General features: G+C 38.5%; 14 protein-coding genes. 2 read left to right on the top strand and 12 right to left on the bottom strand.

The genetic code is table 11. The annotated features are described in order from the left end of the window. Positions 1–74: 74 nt before the first annotated feature. The 9 genes from IGI80_RS05135 to fdrA all read right to left on the bottom strand — a co-directional run bounded on the left by IGI80_RS05135 (position 75) and on the right by fdrA (position 14,037). Positions 75–2,369: a WxL domain-containing protein gene (locus IGI80_RS05135; protein WP_438722753.1), complete on the bottom strand. Its 2,295-nt coding sequence runs from the start codon at positions 2,367–2,369 to the stop codon at positions 75–77. A 447-nt stretch (positions 2,370–2,816) separates the two neighbouring features. Further along, positions 2,817–4,040 (bottom strand): amidohydrolase family protein, encoded by a 1,224-nt coding sequence (locus IGI80_RS05130; RefSeq protein WP_002389547.1) that lies wholly within the window; start codon positions 4,038–4,040, stop codon positions 2,817–2,819. 24 nt (positions 4,041–4,064) lie between these two features. Then, a complete protein-coding gene (locus IGI80_RS05125) occupies positions 4,065–5,486 on the bottom strand; it encodes a citrate transporter (RefSeq protein ID WP_438722752.1) in 1,422 nt (473 codons plus the stop codon). Continuing rightward, a complete protein-coding gene (gene allD, locus IGI80_RS05120) occupies positions 5,486–6,547 on the bottom strand; it encodes an ureidoglycolate dehydrogenase (RefSeq protein WP_438722750.1) in 1,062 nt (353 codons plus the stop codon). The genes IGI80_RS05125 and allD overlap by 1 nt, the downstream gene beginning before the upstream one ends. Positions 6,548–6,636: 89 nt before the next feature. Next, a complete protein-coding gene (locus tag IGI80_RS05115) occupies positions 6,637–7,857 on the bottom strand; it encodes a dicarboxylate/amino acid:cation symporter (protein WP_002355253.1) in 1,221 nt (406 codons plus the stop codon). A gap of 6 nt (positions 7,858–7,863) precedes the next feature. Next, a complete protein-coding gene (arcC, locus tag IGI80_RS05110; protein WP_002355252.1) occupies positions 7,864–8,802 on the bottom strand; it encodes a carbamate kinase in 939 nt (312 codons plus the stop codon). A 134-nt stretch (positions 8,803–8,936) separates the two neighbouring features. Further along, positions 8,937–10,190, bottom strand: a complete 1,254-nt coding sequence (locus IGI80_RS05105) for an MFS transporter (RefSeq protein ID WP_002355251.1) — start codon at positions 10,188–10,190, stop codon at positions 8,937–8,939. A 9-nt stretch (positions 10,191–10,199) separates the two neighbouring features. Beyond that, positions 10,200–11,033 (bottom strand): DUF2877 domain-containing protein, encoded by an 834-nt coding sequence (locus tag IGI80_RS05100; protein ID WP_002355250.1) that lies wholly within the window; start codon positions 11,031–11,033, stop codon positions 10,200–10,202. Continuing rightward, positions 11,026–14,037 (bottom strand): DUF1116 domain-containing protein, encoded by a 3,012-nt coding sequence (gene fdrA / locus IGI80_RS05095; protein WP_002355249.1) that lies wholly within the window; start codon positions 14,035–14,037, stop codon positions 11,026–11,028. The genes IGI80_RS05100 and fdrA overlap by 8 nt, the downstream gene beginning before the upstream one ends. 122 nt (positions 14,038–14,159) lie before the next feature. On the opposite strand from fdrA, the gene IGI80_RS05090 reads away from it, so the two are divergent. Next, complete coding sequence (locus IGI80_RS05090; protein ID WP_002355248.1) at positions 14,160–15,752, top strand: PucR family transcriptional regulator; 1,593 nt, start codon at positions 14,160–14,162, stop codon at positions 15,750–15,752. Further along, entirely contained in the window at positions 15,727–16,539 is an 813-nt protein-coding gene (locus IGI80_RS05085; RefSeq protein ID WP_002389610.1) for an alpha/beta hydrolase, read from the top strand. Before IGI80_RS05090 ends, IGI80_RS05085 begins: the two co-directional genes overlap by 26 nt. Positions 16,540–16,578: 39 nt before the next feature. Here IGI80_RS05085 and IGI80_RS05080 read toward each other — a convergent pair whose 3' ends face one another. The 3 genes from IGI80_RS05080 to IGI80_RS05070 form a co-directional block, all read right to left on the bottom strand. Then, positions 16,579–17,790, bottom strand: coding sequence for an amidohydrolase family protein (locus IGI80_RS05080; protein WP_438722749.1), 1,212 nt, complete (start codon positions 17,788–17,790; stop codon positions 16,579–16,581). A 51-nt stretch (positions 17,791–17,841) separates the two neighbouring features. After that, positions 17,842–18,645 carry an ankyrin repeat domain-containing protein gene (locus IGI80_RS05075; protein WP_002379049.1) on the bottom strand — a complete coding sequence of 268 codons (804 nt, stop codon included), beginning with the start codon at positions 18,643–18,645 and terminating at the stop codon, positions 17,842–17,844. A gap of 173 nt (positions 18,646–18,818) precedes the next feature. Then, positions 18,819–19,862: a DUF4822 domain-containing protein gene (locus IGI80_RS05070; protein WP_002387660.1), complete on the bottom strand. Its 1,044-nt coding sequence runs from the start codon at positions 19,860–19,862 to the stop codon at positions 18,819–18,821. Positions 19,863–19,974: the final 112 nt, after the last annotated feature.

Raw genomic sequence — 19,974 nt, 5'->3', positions numbered from 1 at the left:
CGCTTCGTTGAGCCGCCTTTTATTATTTCTATGCAATGTTTTTGATCAAACTATTCAACTTATTTTTTATGGACTTATGGGCCTGTCACTAAATTCCAAGTCACCATTGCTTGATAAGTTTGATCTTTTCTACCTTGATTTGCTGGAATTTCTAATTTGATTTGATCAAAAGAAAAATCAAATTGATAAACATCACTTTCGTCAAACTGACCATTGGCAACAATATGGCTAGCTACACCGTTGGCAACTAATTGAATAGCGGTTGTTTTGCCAAGAGCAACTTTAGTTTCCGTTGGTTGATTGTACTGAATAAAACCTGAAACATTGGTTGTTCCTAACAATAACTTTGTCATTGATGATAGTTGATCCACTCTTCCTTCAAAGGGGGATAGTTCTGCAGTTAGTGCCCAATTGGGTTGTGATTTTTTCAAACGTAAATATGGATTTTCCTGACCATTTTCATAATAATCTGCTGCCTGCTTTAAACCATGTTGCTGCGTGTTGCTAGAAATGGCGACTTTACCAAAATCAAAAGTTGGTGTGCTGATAAAACCTTCCTCATCTGGTGCCACAATTTCTTGATTTTTAGGTTGGATTCTGACAGTATCAGCTGCGTGAACAGCAGAAAAATTTCCATTCATTTCAACAGCCGCTTGTAACACTTGATCTGGTTCACCTGTAGCAATTGTTGTCATCATAATAGTTGCTGTCTGACCAATAGGCACTTCCGTATTTAAAGCAATGCCAACTCGCCAATTTTCATCAGTAATAGGAACAATTTTGTTTGGTTCAGATCCAACACGAATCGTGACTTGGATTGGCCGAGCTAGACCTGGTGACCAACCACTTGCTGGCTTTAAGTTTATTTTTTTTAACGGTACTTCTCCCACATTTGTAAGCATAATCTGCCAAATTTGTATATAACCACTTGGCATGACTTTGACTAGTCCTTCTATTTGCATTTCAGCTTTTGCAGTTATTTCCTTATACACTGCTGTAATAGCGTTCATTTCATTAAAAACAGGGGAGTTTATGGGGCGCTTCGTTTTTTCTAAGCTCTCTTGTTTTGTTTTATCTTGATACCAACCTTGATATAAATAAGTTTTACCGTTAACGCTGTATTGTTGTGGCAGTTTTTTTCCAGCTAAATAGCGAAAGCCATCCGTAGTTATTGGTTGTTGGTGATCCTGAATAAAATCAGATGGTGGTGCAATTTCAACACCATTGACATCCTCAAATGTATAATTTTTTTGAGGTACCTCCTTATAGACAACAGTTAAATCATCATTGTCGTCATAGGTAATATCATAACTGGGCGTTACGCTTTTTTCTAAATTTTCAGGTTTCGTTTTCCCTTTATACCATCCTTGAAATTGATATGTTTTTGAGTCGATTTCATAGCTACTTGGCAAAAGGCCGTTCTGTTTAAAGGCGTAAGGGTCACGCTCAATAAGCGTTTGCTTTCCTTGTCTAAACCCCGGTGGTGGAGGGATTGGTTTCCCTTGAGTATCCACAAAATGTTCTGTCACTATGCGATTGGTAACATGATAATAAACCGGCCCTGAAAATTTAAAGTAATTCAATAGCCCAGATTGATTCGATGAATCAACCTTCACTTGGTTGTACAAAGGAACGATTAGTTTTTGACTCTCGCTAATGTTAAACGTTACTCCTGTTTTCTGACTATATTGTTGTGCAGACATTTTTTCCAATTCAAATTGCGAAATTGTTGTTGGATATTGGTTTCCTGATGCGTCGGAAATAGTTGGCAGCGGAAAATTGGGATCAATTTCCCCTTTCTTATTGTATAAGCTTAAAGAAGTATAATATCTTGGTAAAAAAAATGTTTGATTACTCGCTGCAAGCACCGTTGACATGTCGGAATAGACGGCTACTTTCTCACTTGGAATTACCACTTCTTTTAAATTAGCCACTGTAGATGCTGTCACTGGTTGACTTTCACCTTCCCACACATTTATGCCATTTGGGGAATTGCCTTGCCAACTATGATACTGTAGAAGGATCTCATTGGCGTTTACTGGCTGCCCCTCTTCATTAATAAATCCATAACGATAAGTTAGGTTAGGCGTCTCAATTCTTTCTCTAATCGTTTGACTTGTAACATTAGCCTCATTATCGATTAACTCACTTTTTGGCAATGCTAGTGGTTCTTCATCATGTAGTTTATCCTTTGTCTGTGGTTGTTCACTTTTGGCTTTTTCTGCTGTTAATGAATGATTGGTTCCTTCTCTTACTTGTTTTGTACTTGGTAATGTTTCTGCAAAAACAGTTGTCTGTATTAGTATGGGGAATACTAATATATGGCAGATGCCCGTTACTATCAATTCTTTCCATTTACTTCGCTTCATATTGTCCCTTCTTTCTAAAGAACAATCCAACAATTCTTAGTTAACTAAACATTAAGACACTAAACTTAGCAGAATGATCACTTACCATTTTCAGCAACAGTCTTGTCTTGTGGTATCGGTTTCATTTTTCTTTATACTTTGGATCATTCACTTGTTTCAGCGCTATTCGTCCAATACTTCTTTTTACTAACCAGTTATAACTAGTTTAGCAAAAAAGAATAATTTCTGAAATTCCGAATTTTAAACAGATAGGAGCATTTCCTGAAGATTCTATATATATCAAGGAAAATCGACCAAAAATAAACTGAAAATAAACTTTTCAATAGAGAATCATAGCTAAAACAGGATAAATTAATCATATTTTCACCTTCCTAGCTTTACCTTTATCAAAAAAAGCTCAAAATGTTAGTTTTGACAACTAACATTTTGAGCTTTTTGTTTTTTTTCTTAACGAATGATTTCGACTTTTTTGTCTGTCTTGACTGTAACACGGCCGTTTTTAATAACATATAACCGTTCTGGAATATCAATAATCGCATGTTCAACCACTTTTGTGTCTAATAAGACTAAATCTGCTTTATTCCCAACTGCGACACCGTATCCTTCTAGTCCCATCGCACGAGCAGGACTTGTTGTTACCATTGGTAGCACTGTTTTTAAGTCATCCGCTCCACCTAGGTGCCCAACAGGAATGGCTAACATCGCTGTTTGAACAATATCCCCTGTGCCATATGGTGTAAAAGCATTGCGAATATTATTCGTAGCAATACAGACATTCACGCCACCATCGCGTAATTTACGAATTGGCGTAACCGCACGTCGAACATTGTACTGATCACCACGAGCCCCTAAATGTAAATCCGTTGCTGGTAAAGCCATCACGCTAATATTTGCTTCCGCCATTTTTGCAATAATAGGCGCCAATTCTGCTTCAGGTAAGGCATGCAATGCCGTTAAGTGGCCCACTGAAACACGGCCTTGGTAGCCTTCAGCGATGGTTTTTTCACATAAATATTCAATACTCATATCATCAGCTTCATCGGCAAAATCTTGGTGTAAATCTACATCTTTATCATATTTTTTAGCAATTTCAAACACTAAATCAATATGTTCTTTCGCTGGTGCATCATTATAAGGAATACCGCCGACAACGTCTGCGCCCATATCCATTGCTTCATACATCATTTGTTCTGTTCCAGGGGCTTTAAAAATTCCTTCTTGCGGAAACGCAACTACTTGCATGTCAATTAACTCTTTGTATTCTTCTTTCAAACGCATAATTGTTTTGAAGCCAGTAAAACCTTGCGCTGGGTCAAATTCTGCATGCGTTCTTAACGCCGTGGTCCCATGAACGATTAACATTTCTAAAGCACGTTTAGCACGGTCGTAAATGTCTTCTTCAGTAAATGTTGGTTTTAATTCTGCGGTTACTTCAATCGCTTCTTTCAACGTACCTGATTTATTTGGTTTACGATCAGCGATTAATGCCTTGTCCAAATGTAAATGGCTTTCTACAAAACCTGGGATTAAAACACGACCATCTGCTTCGATGACTTCTTTGGCATCGCCAGTAATAACTGGGGCGATTTCAATGATTTTTCCTTCTTTAATAGCTACATCTTGTAATGCTTCACCGTCTTGAAGACGAACTTGTTTAATTAATAAATCCATGTTTTCCACTCCCTAAATTGTTTTTTATCCAAAGATTAAACCGATAACTAATAATAGTACAGAGGCAATACTTAACCATTTCAGGTTTCCTTTAACAACATCCAAAATTGGAATTTGGAAGCCTGAAGATAAAGCTTGCATAGTAATATTAACGAAACTCATTTGACTACCTAAACCAACACCCATTGCTACAAAACCTAATGCTAACGGCGGGAAGTTCAACGATACAGCAACTGGTAGCACTAAAGTTAAAACAGAACCTACGTAGGCCCCAGCTGGAATCCCAATTAAAATCCCTGTTAAAATAGCAACTGGCACGACAATAAAGGCTGGTGCATTTTCAGCAACACCTGCGATTACAGCAAACGTTCCTGTTTGTGCAATAACATTAATAAAGGCTAAGAAAATCCCTACTTGGAATAAACGAGTCAAAATATATGTAGACCCATCTACCATCGCTTCGACAGATTTGTTCATTGAGAAATCTGTACATAAGAAAATTAAAACTAATGTTAAAATCATGTATACAAGTGGCGTAAAGAAGGCAAAACCAATTAAATCATTCACAATTGGTCCAAAAATTACAGCAAACAATAAGAAAATGGCTGGCAAGGTAATTTTAAATAATTCACCATTGCTCTTTTTATCAAATTCATCATCTGCCGACTCTTTAAAGCCAACATTCCTATGTTTCGTTCCCCAAAAGGCTAAAACAATCGCTAATGCTACGAAGAATAACCAGTAAGGTCGCATGGTTGAAACATATGAACCGACACTGATATCGCCTAATTTTGAAACAATACTTGATTCTAATGAAGCGGGTGATGTTGTAAATGATACCGCAGCAGCTAAAGACATTGCTGCAATTAATTCAGGAACAACGCCAACTGCAGCAAAGGCCAATGGCGCAATAACCATCGCACTTCCGCCACCAATTCCTGACATATATGTGGCTGCGGCTAATAAGATAACAATAAAAGCTGAAACATACTCGACTTTTCCTTTTGTGCCTCGTTTGGCTAAAGTTAATGCAGCTGAATAACTACCTGCTTTAAAGACCGCCATCGCAACAGCTGAATTAATGATGGGAACGGTAATTCCTAACATCATTGGGATAGCTTCCAACATCTGTTTATTCGCTTCTTCTAGTCCAATGCCACCAATCAGCATCGCTAAGACGCCACCAATTAAACCAGCGATAATCATATCGACTTTCATAAACAATAGAACCAAAACAACAATCAATGGAATAATCACAACTAATGCCATGATTCCTGTCGGGGCAACTACATCCCCAATCTCATCAGCAAAGGCCGCAACTGGCACAAAAATACTAACTAAGAATGCAAAAATAAGTGCTACTTTTGACGATTTTTTCATTTTACTTTCCTCCAATAGAAAGAAGGCGAGAGCAACGCAGTAGCGAATACTCTCTGCGCTCCTCATTATTTGGCAAAGGCACCTTGCCCGCCATATTTATCGTAATGTACAATCTCACTAACTAAATAATCATAAATACTTTGTGGAATTTCAATGCCTTCTGACATGGCTTTTTGATAGTTTAGCTGACCAATTTCTCCTGGATAGTAAACTTGTTGGAACCCTTCTGCTGTAGGCACACTATGAAGTTCTTCCACCATTTGATTAATATTTTCTTTAAATCGTTCAGAATCTGTAAAGCGGCTTGGATCAATGACTAAAAACATCTGACCCAGATTCCGTTTCTCCGTTAAATCCGCATACATGGAGCTGACATGTTTGCCAAAAGGTAAGCCTAACAACGAACCAGCTAAGACATCGACCATCATCATTAGTCCATATCCTTTTGGTCCTGAAATCGGCAATAAACCTCGTACTTCATAAGGATCAGTCGTTGGCTGGCCTTTTTCGTCTACTGCCCATGTGTCGGGAATTTCAACATCTCTTGAACGTGCATCTAAAATTTTCCCCCACGCCTGTACTGTCGTAGCCATATCAAACACGACTGGTTCATGACCTGCTCTAGGTGCTGCAAAAGCGATTGGATTTGTCCCAAAATAATTGCTTGTACCACCAAACGGTACCACCATTGGATCAGATTGACACATCGAAAGAGCAACCATGCCTTGTTCCGCTGCTTTTTTAACATAATACGATAACGTCCCGCTATGACTCGTTTGAGAAACGCCAACATATGCTAACCCTGAATCTTTGGCTAGGTCAACTGCAGCAGCTAATGCTTCGTTACAAACAAATTGACCCACGCCATTATCGCCATGAAAAATGGCAGTGGACGGTCCAGTTTTTTCAAATGATAATTCGGGGTCAATCGTGATCCCGCCTTTTGCAATCCGTTCCGCATAATAATCCATACGAACCGCCCCGTGTGAATGAATACCGCTAGCATCTGCAAAAGTTAAATGTTGAGCAACTTCTTCGGCATGTTCAGAATGTAAACCAGCAGCTTCTAATTTTTGCTTCATCAGCTTTTCTAATTTTTCCGGTGTAACGACAACCATTTCTTCCATTGCGCTTGCTCCTTTATCATTAATCTTAAAAAAGGGAAAGAAAACAAGTGATTTTCTTCTTCGTCCTTGCATTTCCTCCCCTTTTTTCACTACTTATTGCTACTGTTAAAGACAGTATAGTCAATTTCATCCACTGATTTTGCAACTAGAATAGCAGAGTAAACATCTGAATTGACATTTAAAATTGTTCGTAACATGCCAACAAACCATTCGACGCCTGCAAAAATTGCAATACTCTCAATGGGTAAACCCATTTGCGGAACAATCACTGCCAGTGAGACTAAGCCCGCACCGGGAACAACTGCGTTTGCTAGTGAGACAAACGTTGCTGTAATTGCTAAGTAAATCATTTTCGTAATATCAAAATCTAGCTGATACATCTGAGCGATAGTCATTACAGTAAAAGCCATATGCATCGCTGAACCGTTACTGTTTAATGACATACCTAACGGCAACACTAAGTTAGTAATTCGCTTACTTAAACCTAATTTTGTTTCTGTTTCTTCCAAAGCTACTGGTAAAGTAATTGCTGAAGAAGTTGTCGCCAAGGCCATCACAGACATATTTTTCATGTTTGTAATTAAACGTAGTGGACTTACTTTACAGTACAATGTGATAACCAAAATCCAGATGCCCAAAAATAAAATAGTGCCTAATCCATAGACCAATAGATACTTCACTAACGGTAAAATAATTTGAAGGCCTAAGTGACTAATTGTTGAAGCAATTAAAGCAAAAATCCCCAGAGGTGCTAGATACATGACGTATCGAATGACTGTAATGATAACTTCATTAAAGTCCACAATTATTTGGAAGAGTTGTGTCTCTGGATGGCTTTGTAAGTATTTATTCAGTGCTAAACCAAAAAATAATGCAAAGACAATAATTTGAATAATCGATCCTTGAGTCAGTGAATCAAAAATATTTTTCGGAACGAAATTTAAAATCGTATCAGTAATTGAGATTTCTTGCGCTTTAATAGAAGCATCTTGGAAGCCAGTCATTTTAACACCATATCCTGGATTAAAAATGACTGCCATTAGGACGCCCCATAAAGCGGCAGCTAAGGAGGAAATCCCGAAAACAGCGATTGTTCTACCCCCAAGGCTCGTTAATTCTTTTGGATTAATACTGCCAACTGCTTGGACAATTTGCCCTAAGATCAAGATAGGAATAGCCATTTGCATCAGTCGCAAAAAGACATCTCCAACTATTTTCAAGTAATTGCCGCTAGCAGGAATCAAGAGTCCTACGAGGATTCCTACGACAACAGCAATTGCAATTTGGGTGATCATGGACGGTTTTTTCATGGTAAACTACCCCTTTTGACTGATCACAGTTCCTGCTTCTTTATCGATGTTTTCTAAGTTTTCGATAGAAGTAATGATTGCTTTCCGTTTGTCATCACCTTTTACGAAGTCTAAGGCAGCTTCGATTTTTGGTAGCATACTACCAGCAGCAAAGTGACCTTCTTTAATGTATTCTTCTGCTTCGGCTACACTGATTTGTTCTAATGCTTTTTGATCTGGTTGATTGTAATTAATGTAGATGTTATCAACGCCTGTCAAAATAATCAAACGGTCTGCATCAACGTTTTCAGCTAAAACACGTGCAGAGAAATCTTTGTCGTTAACCGCTTCCACGCCTACGTATTGTCCGTCTTCTGCTACGACCGGAATGCCCCCGCCACCAGAACAGATAGTTAAAACGTCCGCCTCTACTAAAGCACGAACCGCCTCTTTTTCAACAATTTCTTTAGGCATTGGTGATGGAACAACTTTTCGGTAGCCACGGCCAGCATCTTCCACATACGTAGAGCCATCTTTGGCTGCTTCCGCGTCAGCTTCTTCTTTTGTATAGAATGGACCAATTGGTTTGGATGGTTTTTTAAACGAAGGATCTTCTTTGTCCACACGCACTTGCGTAACTACAGAGATAACTGGTTTAGCAATGTTACGTTTTTCAAACTCATTAGTTAAAGCATTTTGTAACCAGTAACCGATGCTTCCTTGTGTCATCGCAACACAAGTATCCAATTTCAACGCTGGATTTTTTTCACTTTCGCCTGCTTTTTGTTGTAAAAGCAAATTCCCTACTTGTGGTCCGTTTCCGTGACAGACAATGACTTGTTCCCCTTTAGCAACAAATTCTGCAATATATTTGGCCGCGTGATTAACGACGGCTTTTTGGCCTTCATCTGTTGGATCCGTATCTAAAATAGCATTCCCACCTAGGGCAATTACGTTTAAACTCATTGATTGATTCGCTCCTTTTTAGTAAAGCAAAGACAAAATCTTTTCAGTATCGACGGATAAGAAATAATTTGTTTACGAAATGAAAGATTTTGTCTTGCTCATTTTGATTGTTTCAGTCATTATCGAAGGGATAATTAACCTAATTTCGGTTTACTCTCATCTTTAGCTAAGAAAGCAAAAGCTAGTAAACCAATAACTAATAGTACACAAGAAAGATAGAAGCCAACTTGCATTGAGCCTGCTGTATCTGCTAAATATCCTGTGACATACGGTGCTAGGATTGACCCTGACATCCCGATAAAATTATAGGCACTTAACGTTGTTCCTAAGGCCGCTTTTGGTGCATGTTTGGTAACAAAAGTCACCATAATTGGATCTAACGCTAATTTCCCTGTTAACCCATAAAGAATTAAAACAGAAATTAACAATGTCCGATTTGTTACAAAAGCAATCGCAAAGACAGATAGGATTGCTAAAGGTACTAATGTAAAGACTAATTTTTTCGTCGCACCTGTTTTATCATTCAAACGAGCGAAGATTAAGGCTCCTGGAATAGAGGCCCATGGTACAAGTGATGAAATGAAACCAACGCTCGCTCCTGTAAAGCCACGTTCAGCAATTAAAAATTGTGGCAACCAAGTAATAATGACAAAGTTTGCATAAATACTTGTGAAACATAAAATAAATGCGGCTAATAAATTACGATTTGAGAAAATTTCTTTTAATGAGATCTTTTCTTGTGGTCCTTCTTCAGCAGCTGCTCGTGCAGCTTCTTCACCAGGACGAATCACTTTTTCTTTCAAAATTGTATAGAAAAGAATTCCTACGATAAACGTTGGAATCGCCATGATAAAGAATGGTTTGCTCCAATGTTCACCATTTTCTAAAACCAACTTACTTGAAAGTAGGTACCCACCTGATGTACCGAAGGCCATCCCACTATTGATGATGGCATTACCGATGGTCCGTTTACTTGCTGGAATCGCTTCTGTCGATAGCGCATATTGCGGGCCATAGTAAGCTCCTTGACCAATACCAGCAATTGCACGAATGACTAAAAACATAACAAAGGTTGTCGCTAATCCACTAAAATAAGTAGAAATAGCAAGAACGATAAACCCAACAGCAATGACTAATTTCCGCCCAATTTTATCGCCAATCATCCCAAAAGGAATCTGTGCAACAGCATAGGTTAGAAAGAAGATACTATTGGCTAAACCAAGTTGTGTGTTACTTAGACCAAATTGTTCTCCAATGACCCCCATCACTGGATTAAAAATAGTTCGTGTTGCGTACATTAAAATCCAGCCTACGAAGAAAATGGCTACGACTTTAATCCAGTAACTATTGCTCACTTGCACTGCTTGATTTTTTTTACTATTCTCCATGTCTTCTCCTCACTTCTCATCTAACTCTACAGATTGTAAAGCTAGTAACATTCCAAATGACATATCTTTACCAGAGGAATGTCCGATTTGTATAATTCTGTCAATATTTTCGTCAACTCTATTATCCCGATGGTTCTCCAAATCCAAGAGTAACTGATACAACAATGAATTTACATATCCTTTAGCCGAGCTTGCAATATAGCCTTTACTAACATCTGTTGTGGATAAATTTGCTGCCGAAAGAGTAGCGGCTAACGCCGCAGCTCTTTCATCAGCAAGTATGAACAGAATTGTTTGATACGCCACTAAAATGTCATCACCACTCGGGGTTAACCCTTTGCCCCGACCAATCAGATAATTCGTTACTTCTTGCCATTCCGATAGTGTCCAAACTTTTTGTTTTTGGCTCATTTTTTTGAAAATATGCTTTGCTCGTTCGTCTAAAGGCAGGCCAATTCTACGTTCTAAGTTTCTCGCTAATAAGCGGTCTCGCAACAAGCGTAATTGGTCTTTTTCTAACTTGAAATGAGTAATGTTTAAAGAAACGACCTCGGCAGGTGTGAGTTGGATCGTTTTCACGCCGACTGTACTGTAAAAGGTCAACTGATTTTCTGTGATTTTGACTTTATTACCTTGTTGTACATACGGAAAGATTTCTTGAAACAATTGATCTGGCAAAAACATACCAAAGCTTGATAAATAATTATGGAAGTTTGCAACATTGATTAATTGATCCTGGACTTTCAGATTAAATGAACGTTCAAAAACACTGTGAATGGTTCCCATCTTGCCATATTGGTGGATAGGAAAAATGTAGTCACTAATGACTAGTTGGTTATTCAACCGTAATGCCTAGTTTCTCAGCATACGCTTCTAGGGCTTTTTCAAAACAGCCTAGAGGTGCTCTAACTGTCCCTGCACCAATTTGACCAACACCGGCATTTTTGTGTGCAATCCCTGTATTGATGATTGGTGTAATTCCTAATTCCACCACTTTACGGATATCAATTCCTAAACAAGTTCCTTGGAAATCCCAAGTTGGAATTGAGAATGTTGGGTTGTGTCCTTCACAGATTTTTGCCATTTCATTTGAGGTTGCTAACGCATCTTCAAAGCCACCTGCACCAACAAACCGTGTTACGCCAGGTGCAGCTACCATAGCCATTGCTCCAACGCCTACTGTTTCAGTAATTGCACTATCCCCGACATCAGGATTTCCGTCTTCTTCGCTGAAACCAGTGAAGTAAAGACCTTTTGGTGTATTTACTGGTGCGGTATGCCATTGATCGCCTGTTTCTGCAATCCGGACCCCAAAGTTCACGCCGTTACGAGTCATCGTTGTGACAATCGTTCCGTTGGTATCTTTACGGGCACCATCAACAATTGCTTTTCCAGTTGCCATCATGACATTTAAGAAGAATTGATCTGTGTCAGCTAAGAATTTGATTACTTCGTATTTTTGATCTTCTGGAATATCTGTTTTGATAATTAATGGAGACAATTCTTTTAAGAAGTTCAATGATGCGGCAATATTTCTTTGGTGGAACTCGTCACCCATTGTAATAGAGCGCGCAATCAATACGTTTAAGTTCAAGCCTTCTTCAGAAAGTTTCAAGGCTTTCGCAATAGTTGGTCCTAAAACATCTTTAATCCAATCTAAACGATCAACCACTTCTTGTGAATAAGCACCAAAACGCAATACTTTACCGATACCTTCATTCAAGATACAGTATGCTTCGTTACCTTCTAAGCGATTTTCCACAACAAAGACTGGCATATTACCAGAAGTAATACCGCCCATTGGTCCTACTGCTTTTACATGGTGACAAGGAATGAAACGTACTTCGCCAGCTTCAAAAATCTTCAAAGCATCTTCTTCATTGTCTGCCCAACGTTCGAATAATGCAGCTCCGATACAAGCACCTTTCATTGGTCCAGTCATTTCAGACCATTGGATTGGTGGTCCAGCATGAAGTAATGTTTTTTGTGCGTCATCATTTAATTCTGGAATCACTGATTTCGCAGGTACCACATCTACTAAGAATGGTTGTGCATTTTTAATTTTGTCTGTTACTTTGTGATTTTCAGCTTCGATTTGTTCACTGTAATCTTCCAAAGCATCCAAAATTTTAATCATTTTTTTATTGCCGTTAGCACGTGGACGCCAGTTAAATTGAACTGTTTCGCCACCGTAATCAACGATTGATTCTGTAAAGCTTTGCAACCCAACGTTAATAATTCTTGGTTTGGTTGTTAATAGTTCCATTACTTTTTCGCCTGGTTTTGGTACATCGACAGTTGGTCCGTTGTAAGCAACCACTTCTTTATCGTCTTCTGAAATTTCGATTCCTTTTAGCAATAGAGCTAATTGAACAGCTTTAGCATTGCTTTCTGCTACTAAAACGCCGCCTTCTTTCAAACGATCAACAGACGATTGGTAATTTTGCGGATCTTTCGTCGTCCCACAAACAGTTGCAACAAAGTAAAGATCACGTCCTGCTTCTTTGGCTGTGGCACGCGCTTCTTCAATTGCTGGTAACAATGCACCAACCATGTCTTCATGAGCACCATAGCCTAACACCACATCGAATAAGATAATCCCCGTTTTTTCATCTTGTGCGTATTCACGAATTTTTTCGATACGAACATCTGGGTCAATCATTGGGTGCGGACGACCTTGTGTATACATATCATCGCCTAAGTCAATGACTTCATAACCGTGAGATTTCAAGACATAACCTTCTGCTTTCACTAAACCGCCAAGATCTAAAGCTTCTGAAATTAACATACCTGCTTCAGAAGCCAATGTACCACCTGAATATAAGCCTTTTACAACTTTATCTTCTGGTAATGTTGGTACAGCTGGTTTTGCTAATGCTTCAAAGTAATTTTTCTTCACGGCCACATCATTTGCTAAATCAACAGCAATTTTAGCTGTTTCTTCTAATGTATGAGCTAGATAAACTTTGCCTTCGTGACTTGTTGGTTTTTCTCCTAAGAAAATCGCAACGACTGGTTTTGAAATACTTTGTAATAATTCAACCACTTCATCACGAACTTCTTTTGCAGGTGGTTTAGAGATGACTGTAATCACATCGGTTGGTTCGTGATTTTCTAAGGCCACAATAGCATCTTTCACTGTGATAGCGCCTACTTTGTCGCTTAGGTCACGACCACCAGTACCAATGGCGTGAACAACTCCGCCACCTAAGCGGTCAATAATCGTTGTAACTTCTTGAATCCCTGTTCCTGAAGCACCAACAACGCCAATGTTTCCTGGAGAAACAACATTTGTAAAGGCGATTGGAATACTTGAGATAATACCAGTTCCACAGTCAGGCCCCATCATTAGTAAGCCTTTTTCATGCGCTAATTTTTTCAAACGTACTTCATCTTCAATTGACACATTATCCGTGAAAGAGAACACGTGTAAATCATTTTTTAAGGCACGTTCCATTTCTGGTGCACCATATTCACCAGGAATACTGAATAGCGCTACATTCGCCTCTGGTAAAAGATCAAACGCTTCTGACCAAGAAGTCGCTGCTTGTGCTTCTTCACTAGTTCCCTTTGCTGATAAATCATCTAAGAATTCATCAATCGCTGGCATAACTTCTTCCATGATGTTTTCTTTTTCACTGTCAACCACAATCATCATGTCGTTTGCAGATGCACTATTGGCCTCATCCGTTAACAAGTTCGTGTTGTTAAGGATGTCTTTGTTGGCATCTGTTCCCATCATGATTTGACTCATGGTTACACCATCTAATGCATTGATTTTATTGGTCAATAACATTAAGTTGATGGAGTCTTGGTAATTGTTTTTCAAAATTACTGTGTGTAACATTGTTCATCCTCCTATCTATTCCTTACAATGCTATTGTATCGAAACGAGAAAGTGTTTTCATCGGACATAATTCTAAAAAAATGGTATAATTTTTATCCATAAGAGGAAAAAAGGAGAAAACGATGAAATTAAGAGAGTTATTATCGATAGGTGACTTAAAAAAAGGTAAAATTTTGACGAAAGAGATTGGTTTAGACAATGAAGTTGACTCGGCAATGGTCTTAGAAGCGATTGATATCGAGAACTGGAGTAGAAAGAATCAGTTAATTTTGACTTCTTTCTACGCATTGCATGATCTACCCGAAAAAGAGTTGGAAAATTTTTTCGTAAAGATGCGCCGAATTGGCATCAGCGGCTTAATTTTGAAAACAGATCGATTCATTAAAATGATTCCAGAGTGGTTTATCGAATTATGTTTCAATTATGAAATTCCTTTAATTAAAATCACACAAGACATTAGCTATGAAAAAATTCTATTTACGATTTACGAGCCTTTGTTGAATTATCAGTCGCATGTCTTACGTACGTATTACGATGTGCGCCAACGTTTCACCAAATTAGAGCGCCACTACCCAACTGTTGAGACGATTATGCAAGAATTTTATGACATCATTAAATTACCCTTCGCTTTAAAAATGTTGGATAAACATCTGGAAATTAGCGATGGCGACTTACCCCATGATGCGATTGTGCTCTCAAGAGAAAAACTAAAAAACAGTGAATTCACTAAAAACGATTACTCTCTTTTAACACTTTACTCTCATGCCAACCCCAAAAAACAGTTGGCACTAGAAGTTTCTATTTTCAATAGTTATTCCACTAATTGTTTACTTCTGGTTTATTTACAAGATGAAAAGGTTAAAGAAACGGATTTAGTGATTATCGAAAATGCGATTGATGTCTTACAAGAAAAATTCAATACCGAAAATTTGTTAAAAAAAGAACGGTATACTCGTTTGAACAACTTAGCGGATGCTATTTTACAAAATACACCGCAAAATCCTGACGAGCTAAACAGTTTGCTTCGTGAAGTGCAAATGCAAGAGCTAGATTCTTACCAAGCGATTGCTTTTTCTACCAAAGACACCAATACACAACTCATGAAAGAACGAATTATTGCCTTACTTCGTACCCTGCGTGTGAAATCCATCTTCTTCGATCAGCTAAATTATTCGGCGGTCCTTTTTAACTTCAATGAAAGTGATGGAAAAATTACAAAGCTGCAATTAAGTCGTTTATTAGCTGAACTTTTAGAAGAAAACGACACGCTTACCGTTGCCGTCAGCAGTTTAAAATCACGAGAAGGGATTAAAGAGCTACTGATTGAATGCCTGGACATTCTGCGCTTTAATGAAACTTTTTATAACGGACCAATTGTCACCTTAGCCGATATCGGGGTATTTAAAAATTTTATCCGCGAAGACCAATTGGAAAATTTAGACGAATTAATTCCTCGCGCACTTTATCAATTAGCCGAAAACAACTACGATTTATTTGAAACTTTGTACAGTTTTTTCCAAAATAATCGCAACTATAAACAGACCTCTGAAGCGATGTTCCTTCATTCAAAAACGATTCGTTATCGTTTAAACAAAGTGGAACAACTTCTTGATATTGACTTAGCCAATCCCTTGCAATTGTTAAATTATGAAATTGCCACATACATTATAAAGATGAGGAGACGTGCACTTGAAAAACAATCAAACACTCGCTAATGGCGCAAGAGTTACTATCTACCCCACTACGACTGAACCAACGAACTATGTCGTCTATTTACACGGTGGCGGGATGATTTATGGAACCAAAAGTGATTTACCAGAAGAACTGAAGGAGCTGTTTACAAGCAATGGCTATACCGTTTTAGCGCTGGACTATTTGTTGGCTCCAAATACAAAAATCGATCACATCTTAGGGACGCTAACAGAAACCTTCCAATTGTTAAACGAAGAGATTATTCAAAACCAGCCATTTGGTTTGTGCGGGCGTTCCGCTGGCGGTTATTTAATGTTACAGTTAACCAAACAATTACAAACACTAAATTTGACGCCACAATTTTTAGTCAATTTTTACGGCTATACAGATTTAGAATTTATTAAAGAGCCACGAAAATTATTAAAGCAAGCCATTTCCGCTAAAGAAATAGCTACCATCGACCAAACAAAGCCTGTTTGGGATGATCCTTTTCTTTCTCGCTATCTGCTGTATCATTACAGTATTCAGCAAGCGCTATTGCCGCACTTTTACGGATTACCAGAAAATGGGGACTGGTCTGCTTACGCACTGTCAGACGAAACATTAAAAACGTTTCCCCCTTGTTTCAGTACAGCTAGTAGCTCAGACGAAGAAGTGCCGTTCCGCTATAGCAAAAAAATCGGACGGACCATTCCTGAGAGTACCTTTAAAGCGGTTTACTATTTAGAACATGATTTTTTAAAACAAACCAAAGATCCTTCGGTCATCACTTTATTTGAGCAATTGGATAGCTGGTTGAAGAAGCAATAAGCATAACAAAAAAAGAAGCGAGAAATCTCGCTTCTTTTTTTATTTTTGATAAAGTGTGGTTCCTTTTACCACACTGATTTCCACCGGTATCTGACGAGCGACAAAAGCCGCCGCACATTCTGCTTCAGTGAGTAAGTAAGTTGCTTCAGCACCAACTTGCGGCCAATTTGCTTGCCCTTGTTCGTCTAAAGTTGTGACACCATCTGTCACTAAGCCCAATAATTGGGTTAAAGCATCTTGATCTTTCACATTAAAAAGTTCACCTAAACGAGCCAATTTTTCTTGTAATGAACCATCACCATAGGGAGACCAGCAATCGTAGATATTGTCACAACCAAGATGGACATTGACTCCATGACGTAACAATTCCATAATTGGCGGAATCGTATTAGGTGTGATTGGCACGCTGGAATTAATATGAATTTTTTCTGCTGCTAAAGCATCATAAACTTCGGCACGTTCTTCACCAATGAAATCATTTAACCCGAAGGCATGGCTGATAAATACTTTGTCTTGTAGGCCATATTCTTTCGTTAAACGGATAATTTCTTTAATCGTTGTTGTCCCAGCTTCGTGACGGTCATGTAAATGAATATCCACACCGACACCATGTTTATCTGCTAAGCGGAATGTTTCAGCCAATGATTTTTTGTAATCACCATCTAGTGAATAAGGATCCACGCCACCAATAAAATCGGCGCCTTTTGCCAATGCTTGATCAACTAATTCAACGGAATCTGAACGTAGTAAGCCGTGCTGTGGAAAGACGACAATTTCTACCGCAAATGGTTTCGTTTGGGCCAATGCTTGGACTTCATCAAAATAACGTAAGTCTGTCATCGGTTCCACGTCGACATGTGTTCTGAAGGCTGTCGCGCCATGTGGTAATTCTAAGTCAATTAAATGGTTGGCGCGTTCTGTTAAAGAAAGTTCTAAACTATCTAAATAAGGGATTTCTGCTTCGACACGTTCCACAATTGACTTCGCTGGCGTCACCGGATACCACGGAACACCTAGTTTACTTTTATCAAAGTGACAATGTTTTTCAATCAAACCTGTTAAAATCAATTGATGGTGACCATCAATAATTGTCATCCCAGATTCTTCTACCAATTCTTCATTGGGGATGATTTTTGTAAATACTCCATCTGTTACTTCAATTGCCACTTCTTTGGTTACTGTCCCAGATAACCAGTCACCTTCTTTTTGATACCCTGTTTCAATTCGAACATTTTTTAACCAATAATTCATGCTTTCCTTCACTCCTACCTGTATTTATTCCTTCCCGAAAGGACACAATACTTAGTTGTACTGTGCTAAAATTTTACTAATTTCCGTATAACCTTTTTGATTGGCATAGTCCATTGCTGTTCGACCAGAATTGTCTTTAATGGATTGATCCGCACCATTTTCCATTAACAATTTTACAATATCTTGGTAAAGTTGGTTCCCTTCACGTAACCCCACTGCCTCAATCAATGCTGTATAGCCAAAGTCATTTTGGAAATCTATGTCTTCTCGTCCATCTTCTAACAAGAGCTTCACATTGTCAATATGTCCTTTTTCAGCTGCCGGAATTAACGCATTGCCACCGTAACGATTATGCTTATTTAAATCTGGGGTCGCATGTTTTAACATATACGCTAAAATCTCCGTACGTCCTTGCGCTCCCGCATAAAGATAGGGACTATCACTAATGCTATTTTGCAGATTAATATCGGCACCCCGATCAATCAACGCTTTTGCAATCTCAATGTCATTATTGTGAACAGCGATATTGAGCGGTGTGTTGCCTTCTGTGTCGACTTCATCCACTTGATAAGTAGTATCTTGTAAAATTTCCTTGACCTTCTTCGTATCTCGTTGATTGGCTGCTTCTAAAAGCGCACCCACTTCATAGGTCTTCATCGGTTCTTTCACTTCCTCTTTTGATGTTGTTTGAGCCACCGAACGGGTTGTACTGGTGCTTTCAGTTTTTGCACTACTTTGAGTAGTCACCGTTTGACTATTTTTTGACGCTGCGGAGGGTGTTTCTCCTCCTTGACACGCAGCAAGTAATGGAATGGTCACGACACTTAATAGCCCCATTAAAATTTTTTTGTTCATTGTGCTCAACTTCCTTTCCTCGAGAGAAATATGAGATTTTTCTCCAGTGGTTCTAATCTAACGAATCTTTTTTTATTTGTCGATTAAAACGCTTTCTCTGTTTTTCTATTTTAAAAAGAGAGAAACCAAAAGAAGTCGAAACTTTTTTTGGTTTCCATTCGTATGTTTTGTTCTTAAAAGGTAAATTCAGGATTAAAAGTTCCTTGGTATGGTTCATGTTCCACATAGACTTGGATATCGTTTCCTTCGTTATCTTTACCCATTCGTGTGTACGTAAAACGATTATCATTCAATTCTGTTAACTCTAAGACAGCGCCATAGCGATTGGTTCCAATGGAAACATGGGCACGGAATTTATTTTGATTTCCTACTTTAAAGTAGCCATAGTCGCCACGAGTTTCACCAGTTTGTAAATTGAAAAATTCATATTTGCTGCTGTCTTGGTCAAATTTCGCTAAGCTGATAAAGTTTTGGTTGGCCGAAGTTACGTCATTGCCATCTTTATCCACTACTTTTGTGCCATTCCAAAGAAGTTGCGGTGTCCCATCAAAGGAAGTTTTACCAATAATTTCATCCCCTTGTCGATTTACATCAATCTGGCCTGTTTGTTCTGTCATGGCACGGCGTCCATTCGTGAATTCTAGTGTTCTGGGACGATTATTGGGGTATGGCTGCGGACGACCATAAACTGGTCCTGAGGTTGCTTTGTTTTCTACGAAAACTTCAATATCATTTCCGTTTTTATCTTTCCCCATCTGTCTATACGTAAAAGTATCTTGGTATAAAGTTCTAAGTGGGTATACACCTTGATAATTTTTGGTTTCAGAAATAATTACAAGACGGGAAACATCTGTAATACCAGCGGTCATAAAGAAGGTTCCTTCATCTCCTGTTGATTCTCCAGTCTCTTTATCAAAAAATTCATAGAAACTAGTGGTTGCATCAAATTTGATTGCATGTAATAGGTTTTGATTTTCATCTGTTAAGTCATTCCCGTTTCGATCATAAACGCGTGTTCCAGCCCAATCTTTTTCTGATAATCCTTCATCTTGTCTAATACCAACTGAACGTAAATACTCAGGTAAATCCCCTAAATTATTGGGATTGTCTACGCTTTGAGGAACGTATGCTTCTGCCGTCAAAGCCCCTCCTGCTCCACCAACTAATAACGCACTTAAAGCCAACAACGTAATTGTACCAACGATTTTTTTCTTCATAAACGACTACTCCCTTTCCTTTTGATAATTTAAGGATAGCAAGTAGTTATTAACTCCACCTGTCCATAATATGAACAAATTATTAAATAATAATCATTATAATTATCTTAAT

Origin of the sequence: Enterococcus sp. DIV1420a, from assembly GCF_051712165.1 — a bacterium.
Lineage (GTDB): Bacteria > Bacillota > Bacilli > Lactobacillales > Enterococcaceae > Enterococcus > Enterococcus faecalis.
The sequence above is the reverse complement of the archived record's forward strand: the minus strand, read 5'-3'. Positions and strand labels throughout refer to the sequence as shown.